Here is a 17503-nt window from a genome sequence, read left to right as displayed (position 1 = left end):
GCGTGGCCAGTTAGCCCGACCGACGTTCGATAGTGGAGATAACCGGGCACGCGGGGCGAGACCATTGACCTCGCGCCAACCGCGCGAGGCGGACGGAAAGCGCCCCCGCGACGGCCGCGTCACTCGTTGAGGAACGCGCCCGGGGGCCCGAGGAGACTTCGTGGCCGATCAAGAGCCGCTGGACACAACATCACAGGACGACGATCACTTGCCGGAGCGAATCCGAGTACATGCCCTGGCCAAACGGCTCGGCGTGACCAGTAAGCGTATTCTGGCCAAACTCAGCGAACTGGGGACCGAGGCCCGCAGCCCGCAATCGAGCGTGGACCGGGCCGTCGCGGAGTCGGTGCGCGAATCATTGACCGCTCCGCCGGCACTCGCCCCCGCCGAACCCAGCTTGTTCGACCCGACCGGTACGACGGCGGGCCCGGATGCCGCCGCGGCGGTGGAGCCCGACGCCGCGCCCGCGCCGACCGCGCGGGAGCCGGAACCGATCCCGGCTACGCAACCGGCCGACGACTCCGGGCAAACCCCTGGCATCACGGTGGCGCCGGACCCGGTCGTCGCGAACGCGGCGTCGGAAACTGCCGAGCCGCAGTCTTCGGTGACCCCCGCTGTCGCGGCGCCGACCGGGGCCGCGGCCGATACCGGAGATTCCGCCGCGACGCCGGTGGCCGAGCCCTCGTCCTCGTCCGCGGCTGCCGGGGATGCTTCCGCCACCGCTGTCCCGGCTTCGGCCGAGATCGCGCCGGCGAGTGCGTCCGCCGCCCCCGCGGCCGCGGTCACTCCGCCCCCCGCTTTCACGGCCGCGTTCAACCTGTTCGCGAGCCCGGTCCCCGAAGAGCCCGCCTCGACCGAACCGCACGTCTTCGAGTCGGCTGTCGTCGCGGCTCCGCTGTTCCTTTCGCCGGACGCGGCCGCGGCCGAACAACCGCGGCGCCGGCGCAAACCCGAACCGGAACCCGAGCCGGAATCCGGCGCGGACGCCGAGTCGGATACCGATACCGACTCCGAGGACCAGTCCGAGCAGGGCGACTCCGACGATCAGCCACGCCGTCGCCGGCGGGGCCGCCGGGGCCGCGGCCGGGGCCGGGGCGAACAGCAGTCCGAGGGCGAGGACACCGATACCGAGGGCGGCGCGAGCGCCGATTCCGACGAGCAGTCCGCCGATACCGGTGAGAAGGCCGCGGATTCCGGCGAGAGCGAGGAATCCGGGGCGGCGGACGCCGCCGACTCCGACGGTGGCGAGGACTCCGAGAGCGGCGCCAGCCGGCGTCGCCGGCGTCGCCGCCGCCGTAAGGTCGGCGGCGAATCCGGTGAGAACGAACCGGCCGACGACGACCCGCCCAATACCGTGGTCCACGAGCGGGAACCCCGGACCAAGGCCCGTACCCGCGCGACCGTCGACGAAGTGCAGGGGATCACCGGCTCGACCCGGCTGGAGGCGAAACGGCAGCGTCGCCGCGACGGCCGCGAGGCCGGCCGCCGCCGTCCGCCGATCCTCACCGAATCGGAATTCCTGGCCCGGCGCGAAGCCGTGGACCGGGTGATGGTCGTCCGGGAGAAGGAGTTCCCGGGGCATCCGGCCGCCACCCAGGTCGCCGTGCTCGAGGACAACATCCTGGTCGAGCATTTCGTCACCAGTACCGGTTCGGCGTCCATGGTGGGCAATGTCTACCTGGGCAAGGTGCAGAACGTGCTGCCCAGTATGGAGGCCGCGTTCGTCGATATCGGCCGGGGCCGCAACGGTGTGCTCTACGCGGGCGAGGTCAACTGGGAGGCCGCCGGGCTCGGCGGTAGAGAACGCAAGATCGAGCAGGCGCTCAAACCGGGTGACCAGGTGCTGGTCCAGGTGAGCAAGGATCCGGTCGGTCACAAGGGTGCCCGGCTCACCACCCAGATCAGCCTGGCCGGTCGATTCCTGGTGTACGTGCCCGGCGGCACCTCCACCGGGATCAGCCGCAAGCTGCCCGATACCGAACGCAAACGGCTCAAGGAGATCCTGCGCGAGATCGTTCCCGCCGACGCGGGCGTCATCATCCGGACCGCGTCCGAGGGTGTCAGCGAAGCCGAACTGACCCGCGATGTGGACCGTCTGCAGACGGCCTGGCGCAAGATCACCGCGGCCGCCGAGAACGAGTCGGGTGCGCCGAAGACCCTCTACGAAGAGCCGGACCTCCTGGTCAAGGTCGTCCGCGATCTGTTCAACGAGGACTTCTCGAAGCTGGTCATCGAGGGCGAGCGCTCCTGGAACACGGTCGAGAACTACATCGGCACCGTGGCGCCCGATCTGCTCGCCCGGGTCTCCCGGCACGAGAGCGCCGGCGCCGATGTCTTCGAGACCTACCGTATCGACGAACAGCTGGCCAAGGCGCTCGATCGCAAGGTGTGGCTGCCCTCGGGCGGCACGCTGGTGATCGACCGCACCGAGGCCATGACGGTGGTCGATGTCAATACCGGGAAGTTCACCGGTTCCGGCGGCGGCAATCTGGAAGAGACGGTCACCCGGAACAATCTGGAGGCGGCCGAGGAGATCGTGCGCCAGATGCGGTTGCGCGATATCGGCGGCATGATCGTGGTCGACTTCATCGATATGGTGCTGGAGTCCAACCGCGACCTGGTGTTGCGTCGTCTCACCGAGGCTCTGGGTCGTGACCGCACCCGGCACCAGGTCTCCGAGGTGACCTCGCTGGGCCTGGTCCAGATGACCCGTAAGAAACTCGGCACCGGACTGGTGGAGGCGTTCTCCACGACCTGTGAGCACTGCCACGGGCGCGGCATCCTGGTACACAGCTACCCGGTGGAACCGTCGGGGTCGGACGAGGGTGCCGGTCGTGGCCGCGAATCCGGTTCGCGGCGCCGCCGCAACCGGGACAAACCCGCCGCCACGGCACCCGCCGCGCCGCAGCAGGCCGCCGCTCCGGAGCTCTCGGAAGAAGAAGCCGCCGCCAAGCGCGCCCACCCGGTGGCGCTGGCCATGGCCGCCCATCATCCGGAGGCCGAGGAAGCGGAGCAGGCCGAAGCCGCCCCGGCCGAGGCGTCGAAGCGCGATTCGGGCCAGAAGGTATCGCGGGGCGAGGCCGGTGGTGCGGAGTCCGCGGCCGCACCGGCCGATGCCACAGCCGCCGCGTCCGGAGCCGAGAAGGACACCGCGGCGGTCGCCGAACCGCGCCGCCGGCGAGCCCGGGTCCGCCGTTCGGCCGGTGCCGCCGGTCAGGCTGCCCCGGTCGCGGAGCGGAACGGCCGCGGGACGTCCGGGGATACCGAGCCGGTAGCGGCCGAGTCCGCGACCGCGGAGCCGGCCGCCGGCGAATCGGTTCCGGCCGAACCCGCCGCCACGGGCGACCGGAGCGGGACACCTGCCGCCGAGCCGGAGATCCCCGTGGCCGTGGCTTCCGGTCCGGACGACGCGGCCACGGCCGCCGCCGAGCCCGGACCTGCCGCGGATCGCAACGGTCTGGCCCACGCGGCGAACGGTACGGCTCACCCGGCCGAGCCCGCCGTGGAATCGGTACCGGCCGCTACGCCGGAACCCACCGGTGACGGCGTCCCCGAGGCCCGGAGCCGGCGGCGTCGCGTGGCCCGCTCGACCTCGGCGCCGGCCGCCGACAGTGCCGGTGCGGTGTTCGTTCTGGCCACCGACGACCAGGAGGCCGCCGCGCCAGTGGCCGATTTCGTGGCCGATCCGCCGGAGCCCGAGGTGCCGGTGCGCCGGGTACGCCGCCGCGCCGCGGCGCGGCCGTCCGGGCCGCCGGTCGACGACCAGAACTGAGACGAACAGAACTGAAACGGGCGCCGAGTGCCCGGTCCGCGAACTGGGGGCCGGGCACTCGACGCGTCCGGTCCGGCCGGGAATCCGCTCCGGGACCGCGCGGCTCGCGTCAGAGCGGTTTCCGGGGTGCGTCCGGTTCCCGCCGGGGCGTCCGGGGGACCGGTTTGGTCGCATGTACCGGCATCCTGTAATCTTGGCAGTCGCTGCCCGGCGACAGCATGTGCTGTTCCGTGGCCGGTTCCCGATACCGAGAGCCACCAGTGGCCGAGGCGGCGGATTATCAGACCAGTCGTGCGGTGGAACCCGGTGCGAAACCGAGGTACTACCGTGCGAACGAGTGCAGAGCACTATAGGAAGAAGGGCAGCCGACCGATGGCAACGTACGCGATCGTCAAGACCGGCGGAAAGCAGTACAAGGTCGCGGTCGGTGACCTGGTGAAGGTCGAGAAGATCGAGGGTGCGCCGGGCACCTCCGTGGCACTGTCGCCGGTGCTCGTCGTCGATGGCGCCGAGCTCACCACCGCAGCCGACAAGCTCGCGAAGGTTTCGGTGTCGGCCGAGGTGGTCGAGCAGACCAAGGGCCCGAAGATCCGCATCCACAAGTTCAAGAACAAGACCGGCTACCACAAGCGCCAGGGTCACCGTCAGCCGCTGACGGTCCTGAAGGTCACCGGCATCAAGTAACCATCCCCGCAGGGCTGCACAGTCCCGCGCTGAAGGAGTATCAGCAATGGCACATAAGAAGGGCGCATCCAGCTCCCGGAACGGCCGCGATTCCAATGCCCAGCGGCTCGGCGTGAAGCGTTTCGGCGGGCAGTCGGTCAAGGCCGGCGAGATCCTGGTGCGGCAGCGTGGCACCCACTTCCACCCCGGCGTCAATGTCGGCCGCGGCGGTGACGACACCCTGTTCGCGCTCGAGGCGGGTGCCGTCGAGTTCGGCAGCAAGCGGGGTCGTAAGACCGTCAACATCGTGGTCCCGGAGCCGGTCGAAGCCTGACCGGCTGACGACTCCACCACAGCGAGCGGGTCAGGGTGACACACCCTCGACCCGCTTTTCGCGTTTCCACCCCCGGTCATCGCGGCAGGGCCCGGACACCACGCGGTTTCGCGTAGTAGCGCTTTCCCGGCTGCGAACGGGTAACTCGCCACCGCTCGTCCAACTCGATTCGCGACCGCGGTACCCATCCGGCTTCCCGGCGCGCGATGTCCATCCCGCGCCTCGACCCCTGTGTCCATCCCACCCCCGAATCCCTGAGGAGGATGATCCGGCCATGGCCAAGTTCATCGACCGTGTCGTTCTTCATGTCCGTGCCGGTAAAGGCGGGCACGGCTGTGCGTCGGTGCACCGGGAGAAGTTCAAACCGCTGGGCGGGCCCGACGGCGGTAACGGTGGTAACGGCGGGGATGTGATCCTCGAGGTGGACGCCAATGTGCACACCCTGCTGGACTTCCATTTCCATCCGCACGCCAAGGCCGGCAACGGTAAACCCGGCGAAGGCGGGAACCGGGACGGGAAGAAGGGCGGGGAGCTGCTGCTGAAGGTCCCGGACGGGACAGTGGTCCTGGATGCCGACGGTGAGGTCCTGATGGACCTGGTGGGTGCCGGGAACCGGTTCGTCGTCGCCAAGGGCGGCCGGGGCGGTCTGGGGAACGCGGCGCTGGTGTCCCGGGCACGGAAGGCACCCGGTTTCGCGCTGCTCGGTGAGGAGGGCGAGGTCCACGATGTGGTGCTCGAACTCAAATCCGTCGCTGATGTGGGCCTGGTCGGCTTCCCGTCCGCGGGTAAGTCGTCGCTGGTCTCGGTGCTGTCCGCGGCCAAACCGAAGATCGCCGACTATCCCTTCACCACTCTGGTGCCGAACCTCGGCGTCGTGAGCGCGGGCGATACGACGTTCACAGTCGCCGATGTGCCGGGGCTCATCCCCGGTGCCAGCGACGGTCGCGGCCTGGGCCTGGACTTCCTGCGCCATCTGGAACGCTGCGCGGTACTGGCGCATGTGGTCGACCTCGCCACCCTGGAGCCCGGCCGCGATCCGCTCTCCGATATCGACGCGCTCGAGGCCGAACTCGCCGCGTACAAACCGGCTCTGCACGGTGACGTGAGTCTCGGTGATCTCGCCGACCGGCCCCGGGTGGTGATCCTCAACAAGGTCGATGTACCCGATGCCGAGGACCTCGCCGATCTGGTGACGCCCGAGCTGCAGGAGCGCGGCTGGCCCGTCTTCCGTGTCTCGGCTGTCGCGCATTCCGGTCTGCGGCAGCTGACCTTCGCACTCGCCGAACTCGTGCAGGCATACCGTGACGCGCACCCGGCGGCCGAACCGAAGCGGCCGGTGATCCGCCCGGTGCCGGTGGACGATTCCGGGTTCACCGTGCGCGCCGACCCGGCGGAGCCGGGTGGGTTCATCGTGCGCGGTACCCGTCCCGAACGCTGGGTGCGCCAGACCCAGTTCGACAACGACGAAGCCGTCGGCTACCTCGCCGACCGGCTGGCGCGCCTGGGTGTCGAGGACCAACTGGTGCGGCTCGGGGCGGAACCGGGTGCGCCGGTGACCATCGGCGAGGTGACCTTCGAATGGGAGCCGCAGATCACCGCGGGCGCCGATATCGTGCCCACCGGTCGCGGGACCGATATCCGGCTCGAACAGACCGATCGGGTGAGCGCGGCCGAACGTAAGCACGCGTCGCGGGTGCGGCGCGGTCTGGTGGACGAGGAAAGCGAGGAGTAGGCAGGTGAACCAGGGGAACCGCGGAGCAGGGGCACAGCCGTGACCCTGGTGCCGTCAGAACTCAGTGATGCCCGGCGGGTGATCGCCGGCGCGCGGCGCGTCGTGGTGAAGATCGGCTCATCGGCCCTCACCAGCTTGTCCGGCGGGCTCGATATCGACCGGCTCGACCGGCTCGCCGATGCCATCGAAGCCCGGATGCGCTCCGGATCCGATGTCGTCGTCGTCTCCTCCGGCGCAATCGGCGCGGGGCTGGCGCCTCTCGGGTTGACCAGGCGCCCCCGCGATCTCGCCACCAAACAGGCCGCGGCCAGTGTCGGACAGCTCGCGCTCGTCCATGCCTGGGGTACCTCGTTCGCCCGCTACGACCGCACGGTCGGGCAGATCCTGCTCAGCGCCGACGATTTCGCCCGCCGGGAACATCATCGCAACGCGCAGCGCACCCTGGACCGGTTGCGGTCGCTCGGCGCGGTGGCGGTGGTGAACGAGAACGATACCGTCGCGACCGAGGAGATCCGTTTCGGCGACAACGACCGGCTCGCCGCGCTGGTGGCGCATCTGGTGGGTGCGGACGCGTTGTTCCTGCTCTCCGATGTGGCGGGTCTCTACGACGGCGACCCGCGCAAGGGGAACGCGAATTTCATCGGTGAAGTGCGTACCAGCGCCGATCTGGACGGTGTGATCGCCGGTAGCGGCGGAGTGCTCGGGACCGGCGGGATGGCGTCCAAACTGTCGGCGGCCCGGTTGGCGGCCGATGCCGGGGTCCCGGTCCTGCTGGCCGCGGCGGACGAGGCCGCCGAAGCGCTCGGTACCGGGACGGTCGGCACCGCGTTCGCCGCCCGGCCGGTGCGGCTGTCGGCGCGCCGGTTCTGGGTGCGCCATGCGGCCGACAGCCGGGGCGCGATCCTGATCGACTCGGGTGCGGTCGCGGCCGTGGCCGGTGCCCGCCGGTCGTTGCTGGCGGCGGGAATCATCGGTGTCCGCGGGCGTTTCCACGGTGGTGACGTGGTCGATCTCGTGGGCCCGGATCGTACGGTCGTGGCCCGCGGCGTGGTGGAGTACGACGCCGCCGAACTCGCGACGGTACTGGGCCGATCCACCCGGGAACTGCCGGACAGTATGCAGCGTCCGGTGATACACGCCGACGATCTGGTGCGGGTCTGACACGGTGGAGATCGCCGGTCGTGGGCATACGCGGGTTCGCGCGCTCCCGGCCGCGGACTCTCCGGCGGGTCGAACGGCTTCAGGCGATTCGGCCCAGATGATCGGCGGTGCGGGTGGTTTCGGGTAGCCGGTAGCGCGGGGCGAGCCGTAACACCAGATCACACGCGGAATCCAGGGTGAAACGGTGCCCGACCGAGACGAACAGCGGTTTGACGCCCGGCTGGGTACGCAGGGCGCGGCCGACGATCTCCTCGTCGAAGGTGACCGGGCTCGAATCGCCACGGTAGGGGCCCGGTTCGTGATACTCGCCGGACGCCTTTTTGGCGACGCCGATACTCGGCAGATCGGTGAGCACGCCCAGATGGGCGGCGAGTCCGAAACGGCGGGGGTGGGCCAGGCCGTGGCCGTCGCAGACCAGGACATCGGGTTCGACCCGCAGTGCCTCCAGCGCGCGGGTGAGCGGCGGTATCTCGCGGAACGCGAAAAGTCCTGAGATATAGGGGAATTCGACCCGTTCCCGCACGATCGCCTTGTCCACCACGGCAAGCGAGTCGATATCCAGCACGGTGACCACCCCTATCGCGATATCGGGATCGCGGTAGGCGACATCGAGCCCGGCCGCGAACCGGATCGGACCGTGTTCGTCCCCGACTCGCACCAGATCCCGCAGCCGCTGTTGAACCGCGACGGCCTCGTCCTCGTCCACCGCCCATTCGTGCATCTGCCGGATCCGCACCATGCCGGAAGCCTATCGGGCCCGGGGCCTCCCGCCCTGCGCCGAACCCGTCGACGTGGTCCGCGATCTGCTCGGATGCCCCGCCGATTGCGTGAGAGCATCCGTCCCGCACCCCGGCCGCGGCATTCGGGCCCGGTCGGGCGGGTTCCGCGGTGAACTGTGGCCGGCGCCGTCGCAGTCCGGGGCCGTCGGGATCTGCCCGGAGACGAAAGCCGTCGTTGTGTCGCCTCGTGCTGCGGTGTGATCGGGCATTTTCGGTGGAGCGCTCGTCGCGGCCCGTCCCCGGGATGGTCCCCGGCCCTCAGCGACCGAATTCGGGAACGACCGTGTAGGTGCGCAATCGTTCGGCGGCCCGCTCGTCGGTGAGTTCGACACGCAGGTCGGGATTCTCGTGGTAGAAGCGGATCAGCCAATAGGTGGCCGCCGAACCGATCGACAGCTTCTCCGCGTGGATCCGTTTCGTCACGCTGCGGCCCGGCTTCCGGCCGGGGCGCGAGATCCGGATCGTGCCCTTGGAATTGTTACGCGATACGACCTCGATCTGCTCGATCGAGGTCCAGCTCACCATATTCGCGACCGAGGTCTTGGTGGGCAGCACGATATGCATCGGTGTCAGGACCAGCCGGCGGATCTCCGGTCGCCGCGCGTAGAAGTAGAGGTAGAGCAGGACCGCGCCGGCGGCCGCGACGGCGAGCCACGGCGGGACCGGCGGATGCGGGTGCAGAGTGAGTGTGCCGGTCCAGGTGCCGATACCGAAGATCGCGCACAAGGTGGCCAGGCTGAGGAAACAGATCACGAGCGCGACCTCGTAGCCGAGGGAACGGCGGATCACCAGGGCGTCCTCGTCGTTCGCGAATCGCGCGCCTTCGATCCGGATCCGCGACCGGCCGCGCGAGGTCGCCGAGAGCATCGGCAGATACGAGGCGACCCAGACGGCGGCCGCGATATGGATGGCCGGTTGCAGCGGTTCGCCCGAATCCAGCGCGAGTGCCGCCTGGGCCAGGAGGAAGGTGGTGAGAACGGCCACCAGGAACACCGCCGGGTAGGTCCAGCCGTTCAGGTTGCCGCGCAGCTCTCGCGGTGGTGGGAAATAGTTCCGGACCGGTGCGGACGGCGGATCGACCACCGCGTCCGGCCCCGCGACGACCTTCGGTATATCGGGGGATACGGTGTGCGGCTGGCGTGTCATCGGTACTACCTGTACTTCAGGATTCGATCGGGCGCCTGCGATGATATCGGCAATCGGGGGGCAACTCCGAGTCGCGCAGGGCGGTGGCGTTTGTGCGCCATCACCGGGCTCGATTCCGTTCTTCCCGGGCACCGTGAAGTCGCGGGCCGATCGGTGGCCGGGCGATCGCGGCGCAACCACCCCGCGCCTGTCGGATCGCGGCTCGGCGGTTCACGATTCGACCGCTGCGGCGGGAGTGCGTCCGGTCGCCGGAACAGGTCGATCGAACCCACGACGGCCGCGGAGACCACGCCCTGGCAGCGCGGGTCGAGAGGCGGGTGCCCATGCGTTCGTCAGGGGGCTGTGGTGCCCGAAGGTACCGCCGGGCGGCGATAGCGAACGGCCGGAACACCGTCGTCGATCGTGATCGTCGCATGCACGCCGTAGACGTCCCGGACGAGTGGTTCGGTGAGCGTTTCGGCGGGGGTGCCGTGCGCGGCGATCGCGCCACGATCCAGGACCAGGATGTAATCGCAGAACATGGCGGCGAGGTTGAGATCGTGCAGGGCGACGACCGTGGTGAGCGGCAATCGCGTGACCAGATCGAGGATATCGAGCTGATGGGCGATATCGAGATGGTTGGTCGGCTCGTCGAGCAGGAGTTCGCCGGGTTCCTGGGCGAGGGCCCGCGCGATCTGGGCCCGCTGCCGTTCGCCGCCGGAGAGGGTGCTCCACAGTCGCCCCGCGTGGCCGGAGAGGTCGGTGGCGCGCAGTGCCCGGTCGATCGCCGGTTCCTCGTCCGCGTCCTGGCCGAACAGGTCGCGGTGCGGGATACGCCCGAGGCGCACCACATCCCGCACGGTGATATCGACATCGGTGTGCGCGTGCTGGCCGACCACGGCGATCCGGCGCGCCAGGGGACGCCGGCCCAGCCGGTACAGGGGAGTGTCGTCGAGCGTGACGCTGCCCCGGTCCGGCCGTGAGATCCCGGCCAGCAGGCGCAGCAGCGACGATTTGCCGGATCCGTTCGGCCCGAGCAGGCCGACCGTCTGCCCGGGTTCCGGACGGAGGGTGACATCGTCGACGACGAGATTGCCGCCCCGGGACCAGAACAGATTCTGTGCGTTCAGTGTCAACGGATGCTCCGAGGTGTGATCGGTTGCGCCGCAGTGTCATCCGCGCGGTGTGCGGTCCTGCGATCGGGCGGGCGGGTCACGGCGTACTCCGGGAGCGGAACAGCAGGAGTGCGAACGCGGGGACGCCGATGAGTGCCGTGACCACGCCGACCGGTACCTCCTGCGGCGCGAATACGGTGCGGGCGAGTGCGTCGACCCAGACCAGCAGTATCGCGCCCAGAACCGCGGTCACCGGGATCAGGCGGCTGTGCCGGGGGCCGACCAGGAAACGCGCGGCGTGCGGGAGTACCAATCCGATGAACCCGATCGCTCCGGCGGCACTGACCAGTACGGCGGTCATGAGCGCGGTGGTCACGAGCAACAGCAGCCGGGTCCGGCCGACCGCGACGCCCAGGGTCGCCGCGGCCGAGGAACCGAAGGTGAACGCGTCCAGCGCGGACGCGTACCACCAGCACAGCGCCATCCCACCCGCGCAGACGATCGCCGTGGTGCCCACATCGTTCCAGGTGGCGCCCGCGAGCGACCCCAGCAGCCAGAACAGGATCCCGCGGGTCCGTTCGGCGTCGGCCGAGGAAAGCACGATGAACGAGGTGAGCGCGGAGAACAATTGGGTCCCGGCCACCCCGGCCAGCACCACCTTGGCGGTGCCGCCGCCGGCACCCGCGGCCAGGACCAGTACCAGGCCGAACGAGATGAGCGCCCCGAGGAACGCTCCGGTGGACAGTGAGATCAGTCCGCCGCCCACGCCCAGGACGGCCACGAGCACCGCGCCGGTGGACGCGCCGGAGGAGATCCCCAGGACGAACGGGTCGGCGAGTGGGTTGCGCAGCAGTGACTGCATGACCACTCCGCAGACTCCCAGCCCGGCGCCGCAGATCGCGGCGAGCAGGGTGCGCGGCAGCCGCAACTGCCAGACGATGCCCTCCCGGATCGGCGAAACAGCGGCGGTGCCGGCGCCCAGCTTCTCGAACAGGACCGCGTAGACCTCGCCGACCGACAGCTCCGCCGGCCCGATGGTGACGGTGAAGGCCATCGAGGAGATCAGCACGACCAGCCCCGCCAGAACCAGCGCCGCGGTAGCGGGTGCGCGGGCGATCCGGGCGGTGGTGCGCGACGGTGCATCCGGGCTCACGAACCGTGGCCCCACCGTTCCAGGGCGTCGGCGACCTTCTCGATACCGTCGACCGTCCGGATCGACGGGTTCAGATCGGCGCCGTTGACCACGATGTAGCGCCGATCGCGTACCGCGGACAGTTCGGCGGTCACCGGGTTCGATTCCAGGAACGAGATCTTGCTGTCCAGGGCGTCCCCGGCGAGACTGCGCCGGCTCAGATCGGCCAGTACGAGGGCAGCCGGGTCACGGTCGAGTACCGTCTCCCAGCTGACCTGCGGCCATTCGTCGGTGGTGTCGTCGAATACATTCTTCGCGCCCACTGCGCCGGTGATGATCCCGGAGGAGCCGCAGCAGCCCGCGACATACGGTGTGGACGTATCGGCGAACCAGAACGCCAGCGAGACGCCGTCCGCGGCGATCCGCCCGGCCGCGGCGTCGTGGCGATCGCGTAGTTCGGTGACCAGCTGTTCGCCGCGGTCCCGCACATCGAAGATCGCGGCCAGTTCGCGGATCTCCCGGTAGACCGAATCCATGGTCAGCGGTTCGGTCCGGGCGCCGTCGGCATTGACGCTGATATCGGTTTTGCCGTCACAATCGGTCGGCGAGAGGTAGGTGGGCACACCCAGTTCGGTGAACTGTTCGCGTTCGGCCACGCCACCGGGACCGAGCGTGCCGCCGAAGGACGCGGATACGAAATCCGGTTCCTTGTCGAGGACCACCTCGAACGAGGGTTTGTTGTCGGCCAGTCGCGGCACTCGCGCGTTGTCGGCGGCCAGATTCGCGCGGACGGGATCGGTCCAGGTGGCGGTGCCCACCATCCGATCGGCCAGCCCGAGTGACAGCAGGATCTCCGCCGACCCCTGGTTGAGGGCCACGGCGCGTTGCGGGGGCGCCGGGACGGTGATTTCGGTTCCGCAGTTGCCGAGCTTCATCGGATAACCGGATCCACCGGCGGCTGCCGCGGGATCGCCGGAACTGTCCGCACCGGAACATCCGGCCAGCAGGAGGGTGGACACCACGGCGGCGACCGCCAGGGAAATGGACCGCGTCACGGCGTGGACTCCTTGCGTCTGGGCCTGTGCGCGAGGCCGGGAACCGAGCTCGGCGGGTGAGTGATCGGACTCCACCACACGGGTGTCACCGTTGCGCGCCAGTCCCGGATTCGCACCGGGTTCCCTCACCGCGCCGCGACCGCAGTGCGGCCGTGGACCATGCTATCGGACACAGAACTGGACGTACGACCGGATCGTGCGGTGGTGCCGAGGGGGCGAATGCGACGGCGATTTCCTGCCAGCACACCAGGGGTGCCCTCGCCGATGCTCGTGGAGTAACAGCGGAATCGCGAAAGGAACGATATGTCGGAGAAGATCGTGGTGGTCACCGGGGCGACCCGCGGAATCGGACGCGCCACCGCGACGGCGTTCGCCCGGCGGGGCCACCGGGTGATCGTCACCGGACGCCGCGCGGCGGCGGTGGAGACGGTAGTGGGAGAACTGCGGGCACAGGGGCTCGCGGCCGAGGGCGAAGTCCTGGACGTGTGCTCGGTGGACAGCGCGCGGTGCCTGCGCGAAGCGATCGCCGAACGATACGAGCACATCGACGTACTGGTGAACAATGCCGGCATTCTGCCCGAGGCGACCGCGGCGGGCACGGTGAACTTCGCCCATCCGGGCGCGTTCACCGAGACCCTCATGACCAACACCTTCGGTCCCGTCAATGTGATCGAAGCGTTGCTTCCTCTGGTGCGCCGGGCGCCGGCCGGCCGGATCGTCAATATCTCCACCGAGATGGGTTCGCTCACCCAGCAACGCAATCCGGACTCGGCGTACTACTCGATGGTGGTCCCGGGCTATCAGGCATCGAAGGCGGCGTTGAACAGCATCACGGTCGGGCTGGCGAAAACCCTCGCCGGCACCGATGTCCGGGTGGTCTCGGTATGCCCCGGTTTCGTCGCGACCGAACTGGCTCCGGCGGCGGCCGACGCACCGACGACACCGGAGGAGGCCGCGGCGGTCGTCCTCGCGGCGGCGGAGTCGCCGGATATGTCCACCGACGGTTCCTTCGTCGGTGCGCAGGGCCCCATCGCCTGGTAGTGGTGTCGCGGGGATCGGGCCTTCGCGGCTCGATCCCCGCCGGATCGGCCGGTTCGGCGGGGCCCCGGCTCACCCGGTTCGCGCGCAGGCGGCCGTGACCGTGTCGGTGGCGTAGCGCACGAAGGCGGCGACGGCGTCGTGGCACCCGGTCCAGTCGTCCACCGCGATGCCGAGATAGCCGTCCCGCGCCCGGCGCAGCAGCGCGGCGTGGCCCGCGGGCAGCAGCGGTAGGAGACGATCCGCGGCTTCCGCCTTGGACACCACCGCCCCGGAGTCCGCCGTAACCCACATACGCGCCAGGGTGAGGACCACATTGCGCTCGTCACCGTCCACACTATCGGTCAGTACGGGCAGACTTGCGGTGATCGCCCGAATCAGATCGCCCGGCGGCACCGGATCCAGAATCCGGTGGGCCGGCGGCCCGGCCAGCGCGAGCGACCCGTCACGCGCCATGGTGAGCAGGATCGCCAGATCGGGGTCGTCCGCGGAAGCCGGGACAGTGCCCCGCTCGAACTCCGCACGCAGCCATTCGCCGTAGACGAACTCCGCACGCGGTGGGAAGCGCCACGGAACGATATCGTCGCGCACGACCACCGTCAGCTCCACGGGCCGGGCGGGGCCCGACCGCGGCCAGCGCCCGGAATACCGGAGCAGGCTGCCGGCCAGGCGATCCCGGATCTCGGGGGTGATGCGCGAGATCGTGACCGCCAGGAAATCGAGGTCGCTGTCCGGCCGCAGACCGCTGGTCACCGCCGAGCCGTACAGATACAGGCCGAGTAGATCGCCGCCGAGTAGATCGGTCACGGCTCGGATGATCAGAGCGCCTTCCGCGGCGGGGTCCGGTATCGGCAGAGTCACGAATCCACGATAGGCAGTCGGCTGCCGTACGGACCCGCGGTAGTGGGCCGCCCTTCACCGAACCGGTTCACTGCCGGATACCGCGTAATCCGAAAGGCCCATCTCCGTGGTGTACGGAGTCGTGCCCAGGGAGGACAACAGGATCGGGGTTGTCACGGAGGTGGTCGGACCAGGGTCTGTTCTAGATTCGAGGAAGAGTCGGCTCGGGGTGGACGGGGCGAGCGTCGAACAGTCGGACAGCGAGGTGCGGTGTGAATACGGTGCAGACGGTGACCGGATCCGAGCACGCACCGGTCGAACCCGATAACCCGGCACCGGCGCGCTGGCCGTGGCCGGCCCGGTTCGCCTTCCGCTTCGGCGTGGTCTACTGCCTGGTGTTCTGCGTGATGATCGGACAGGTCCTGTTCGTCTTCACCGGATTCGCACACCGTTTCCTGCCCGATACCGCACCGATGTGGCCGTTGCTCGGCGCCGAACCGCTGCTGAAATGGGTCGGGCAGACGGTATTCGGCGTCGATGCGCAGTTCAACCGATTCTCCGGCAGCGGTGATCAGGCGATCATCTGGGTGATGGTGTTCAGCGCGCTGGTCGTGGCCGTCGCCGCGGCGGTGCTGTGGTCGGTGCTGGACCGGCGCCGGCTCGCCTACCCACGGGCAGCTGCCTGGTTCCTGACCGCGCTGCGACTGTGCGTCGCCGGGCAGATGCTGTTCTACGGGATCGCCAAAGCGGTACCCACCCAGATGCCGCCACCTTCCTTCTCGGCACTCGTCCAGCCCTACGGACAATTCACGCCGATGGCGGTGCTGTGGCTCCAGGTGGGCAGCGCGCCCGTCTACCAGATTCTGCTCGGGGTGGCGGAACTGGTCGCCGGTCTGCTGCTGCTGGTCCCGCGCACGGCCACGCTCGGCACGATGCTCGGTGTGGTGAGCATGGCGCAGGTTTTCGTGCTGAATATGACCTTCGATGTTCCGGTCAAGATCCTGTCGTTCCATCTGCTCGTGTTCTCGCTGCTCCTGCTCGCCCCACAGACTCGCCGGTTCGCGGATTTCTTCCTGTTCGCCCGCCGCGCCGAACCTGCTGTGCAACCGGCGCTGTTCACGAATCGCCGGGCCGGGCGGATCGCCGGGTTCGCCGAGGCCGCGATCGGGGTCTGGCTGGTCGCCGGGGTGGCGGTACTCGGCTGGTTCAGCTGGCAGGACTACGGCGGCGGTGCCCCGAAGCCGGAGTTGTACGGGCTCTGGGAGGTCACCGAGTTCCGTATCGACGGTCGGCCGGTACCGCCACTGCTCACCGACGAGACCCGTTGGCAGCGGCTGATCATCGAAGCCGAGGGCGCGGTGACCTGGCAGCGGATGGACGGCGCGCTGGTGACGGCACCCGCGCAGACCGACGGGCCCGCGCATACTCTCACGCTCACCGGGCCACCCGGCCCGGACGCCGCGCCGGCCCGGATCGCGACCTTCACCTACACCCGCCCGGAACCGGGAGTCCTGCGGCTGGACGGACTCCTGGCCGACCGGCCGGTGATCGTCGACCTGCGTGCCACCGACCCGGCCGACTTCCCGCTGAACGGTCCGCGGTTCCACTGGGTGCAGGATTCCCCGGCCCAGTAGCCCGCCCGGTCAGGCTTGGGGCGGCGGGATCACTCCGGGCTGGTCGGGAGCGCGCTGTCCCGGAACCGGGCCGGTGATACCGGGCTGACCGGCCGGATCCGCGAGCGGAACCGCGGTCGGGTTCGGCGCGGGCGGTGCCGGGGCTTCGGGTGGTGCCGGTTCGGCCGGCGGAGCGGGCGGCTGTTCGGTCGCGGGCGGAGCCGGTGCGGGCTCGGTGGGCGCGGGTGGAGCGGGTGCGGGCTCGGTGGGCGCGGGCGGTGTGGCGGGTGCCGTACCTTCGGTCGGCTCCGGCACCTCGGGTGCGGATGGCCGCGGGGTCTCGTCGTCCGGTGTCCGGGGCGGGGTGCTCTCGGGTGCGGGCGGCGCCGAAGGACCTGGAGCCGCTGGCGTGGAACCGTTCCGCGGGGCGGGCGAATCGGTGGCACCACCGGAATCGGCCGGATCGCCGGCGGGCGGGGAAGTGGTGGCGTCCGGACTTTCCGGGGCGGGTGCCGAATCCGCGCCGACCGCGGTGTCGACCTGAGCGCGGGGCGGAGGCGGCGGTCCGAGCGGTGGTAGCCCACCGGGGGCAGCCGGAGGTTCCGGGAGCGCGGGCACAGCGGTGCCCGCGGCCAGATAGGCGGGTTTGTAGACCATGTTCATGGTGAGGACGGCTTCCTGGCGCAGCACCTCCTGCACCATCTGCGCGTCGATCACCTTGGCCGCCTCCAACAGCCGGGCCAGCGCGCCGACCGGTCCGGAATCGCCGGGGGGCACGACCGCGATCTTCACCGCTTCCGCGGCCGCCGCCACCGCACCCAGGCGCAACCCAACCTGACCGAGGACCCCGGCCAGTTCCTCGACGGAATCGGCGAAACTACGTGTGCTGGCGAACGCGGCGTCGGCGGCCTCACCGTCCCATTCCATCGCGTTCATCACCCGGTCGGCGCCGGCGCGGGTCAGTGGGAGCGAGGTCTGCAGGGTGGTGGCGGCGTGCATCCAGGTACCGGAGATCCGCAGGATCTCACCGGCATCGATCTGCTGGGTGGCCCGATAGATGTCCTCGTGGCGCATGGCTTCGAAATGCTCCATGGCACTGATGTAATCGGGATCATTCCCCATTACCGAGCCTCCTCGGAACTAG

General features: G+C 69.8%; 14 protein-coding genes and 1 riboswitch. Of the genes, 7 read left to right on the top strand and 7 right to left on the bottom strand.

Annotated elements, in window-relative coordinates; all coding sequences use genetic code 11:
- The first annotated feature begins 160 nt into the window (after positions 1–160).
- From ACWEWT_RS30940 to proB, 5 genes are all read left to right on the top strand, one after another.
- A complete protein-coding gene (locus tag ACWEWT_RS30940) occupies positions 161–3772 on the top strand; it encodes a translation initiation factor IF-2 N-terminal domain-containing protein (protein ID WP_452564298.1) in 3612 nt (1203 codons plus the stop codon).
- Between the two features lie 372 nt (positions 3773–4144).
- On the top strand, positions 4145–4456 hold the full coding sequence (rplU, locus tag ACWEWT_RS30935; protein ID WP_068046299.1) for a 50S ribosomal protein L21: 312 nt from the start codon (positions 4145–4147) through the stop codon (positions 4454–4456).
- Between the two features lie 46 nt (positions 4457–4502).
- Entirely contained in the window at positions 4503–4769 is a 267-nt protein-coding gene (rpmA, locus tag ACWEWT_RS30930) for a 50S ribosomal protein L27 (RefSeq protein WP_058856966.1), read from the top strand.
- A gap of 274 nt (positions 4770–5043) precedes the next feature.
- Positions 5044–6501 (top strand): GTPase ObgE, encoded by a 1458-nt coding sequence (gene obgE / locus ACWEWT_RS30925; protein ID WP_452564296.1) that lies wholly within the window; start codon positions 5044–5046, stop codon positions 6499–6501.
- 48 nt (positions 6502–6549) lie between these two features.
- Entirely contained in the window at positions 6550–7662 is a 1113-nt protein-coding gene (gene proB, locus ACWEWT_RS30920; RefSeq protein ID WP_452564328.1) for a glutamate 5-kinase, read from the top strand.
- Between the two features lie 79 nt (positions 7663–7741).
- Here the strand turns inward: proB and ACWEWT_RS30915 are convergent, their stop codons facing one another.
- From ACWEWT_RS30915 to ACWEWT_RS30895, 5 genes are all read right to left on the bottom strand, one after another.
- Positions 7742–8401 (bottom strand): endonuclease V, encoded by a 660-nt coding sequence (locus ACWEWT_RS30915; RefSeq protein WP_452564295.1) that lies wholly within the window; start codon positions 8399–8401, stop codon positions 7742–7744.
- Between the two features lie 298 nt (positions 8402–8699).
- Positions 8700–9587: a hypothetical protein gene (locus ACWEWT_RS30910; RefSeq protein WP_452564293.1), complete on the bottom strand. Its 888-nt coding sequence runs from the start codon at positions 9585–9587 to the stop codon at positions 8700–8702.
- Between the two features lie 332 nt (positions 9588–9919).
- Positions 9920–10702, bottom strand: coding sequence for an ABC transporter ATP-binding protein (locus tag ACWEWT_RS30905; RefSeq protein ID WP_452564292.1), 783 nt, complete (start codon positions 10700–10702; stop codon positions 9920–9922).
- A gap of 76 nt (positions 10703–10778) precedes the next feature.
- Positions 10779–11735, bottom strand: a complete 957-nt coding sequence (locus ACWEWT_RS30900) for a FecCD family ABC transporter permease (RefSeq protein WP_452564327.1) — start codon at positions 11733–11735, stop codon at positions 10779–10781.
- 95 nt (positions 11736–11830) lie between these two features.
- The gene (locus ACWEWT_RS30895) at positions 11831–12748 is read right to left on the bottom strand and encodes an ABC transporter substrate-binding protein (RefSeq protein WP_452564326.1); all 918 of its coding nucleotides are present in this window, start codon (positions 12746–12748) and stop codon (positions 11831–11833) included.
- Between the two features lie 137 nt (positions 12749–12885).
- A riboswitch (cobalamin riboswitch) is annotated at positions 12886–13045 on the bottom strand.
- A gap of 126 nt (positions 13046–13171) precedes the next feature.
- Between ACWEWT_RS30895 and ACWEWT_RS30890 the strand changes: the two genes are divergently transcribed.
- Positions 13172–13909 carry an SDR family NAD(P)-dependent oxidoreductase gene (locus ACWEWT_RS30890; protein ID WP_452564291.1) on the top strand — a complete coding sequence of 246 codons (738 nt, stop codon included), beginning with the start codon at positions 13172–13174 and terminating at the stop codon, positions 13907–13909.
- A gap of 69 nt (positions 13910–13978) precedes the next feature.
- Here the strand turns inward: ACWEWT_RS30890 and ACWEWT_RS30885 are convergent, their stop codons facing one another.
- Positions 13979–14767: an aminoglycoside adenylyltransferase family protein gene (locus tag ACWEWT_RS30885; RefSeq protein WP_452564289.1), complete on the bottom strand. Its 789-nt coding sequence runs from the start codon at positions 14765–14767 to the stop codon at positions 13979–13981.
- A gap of 269 nt (positions 14768–15036) precedes the next feature.
- Between ACWEWT_RS30885 and ACWEWT_RS30880 the strand changes: the two genes are divergently transcribed.
- Positions 15037–16380, top strand: coding sequence for a DoxX family protein (locus ACWEWT_RS30880; RefSeq protein ID WP_452564287.1), 1344 nt, complete (start codon positions 15037–15039; stop codon positions 16378–16380).
- A 9-nt stretch (positions 16381–16389) separates the two neighbouring features.
- Here the strand turns inward: ACWEWT_RS30880 and ACWEWT_RS30875 are convergent, their stop codons facing one another.
- A complete protein-coding gene (locus ACWEWT_RS30875) occupies positions 16390–17481 on the bottom strand; it encodes a hypothetical protein (protein ID WP_452564285.1) in 1092 nt (363 codons plus the stop codon).
- Positions 17482–17503: the final 22 nt, after the last annotated feature.

The organism is Nocardia sp. NPDC003963, assembly GCF_053605105.1.
Note: the sequence above shows the minus strand (reverse complement) of the source record. Positions and strands in the feature narration are given on the sequence as shown.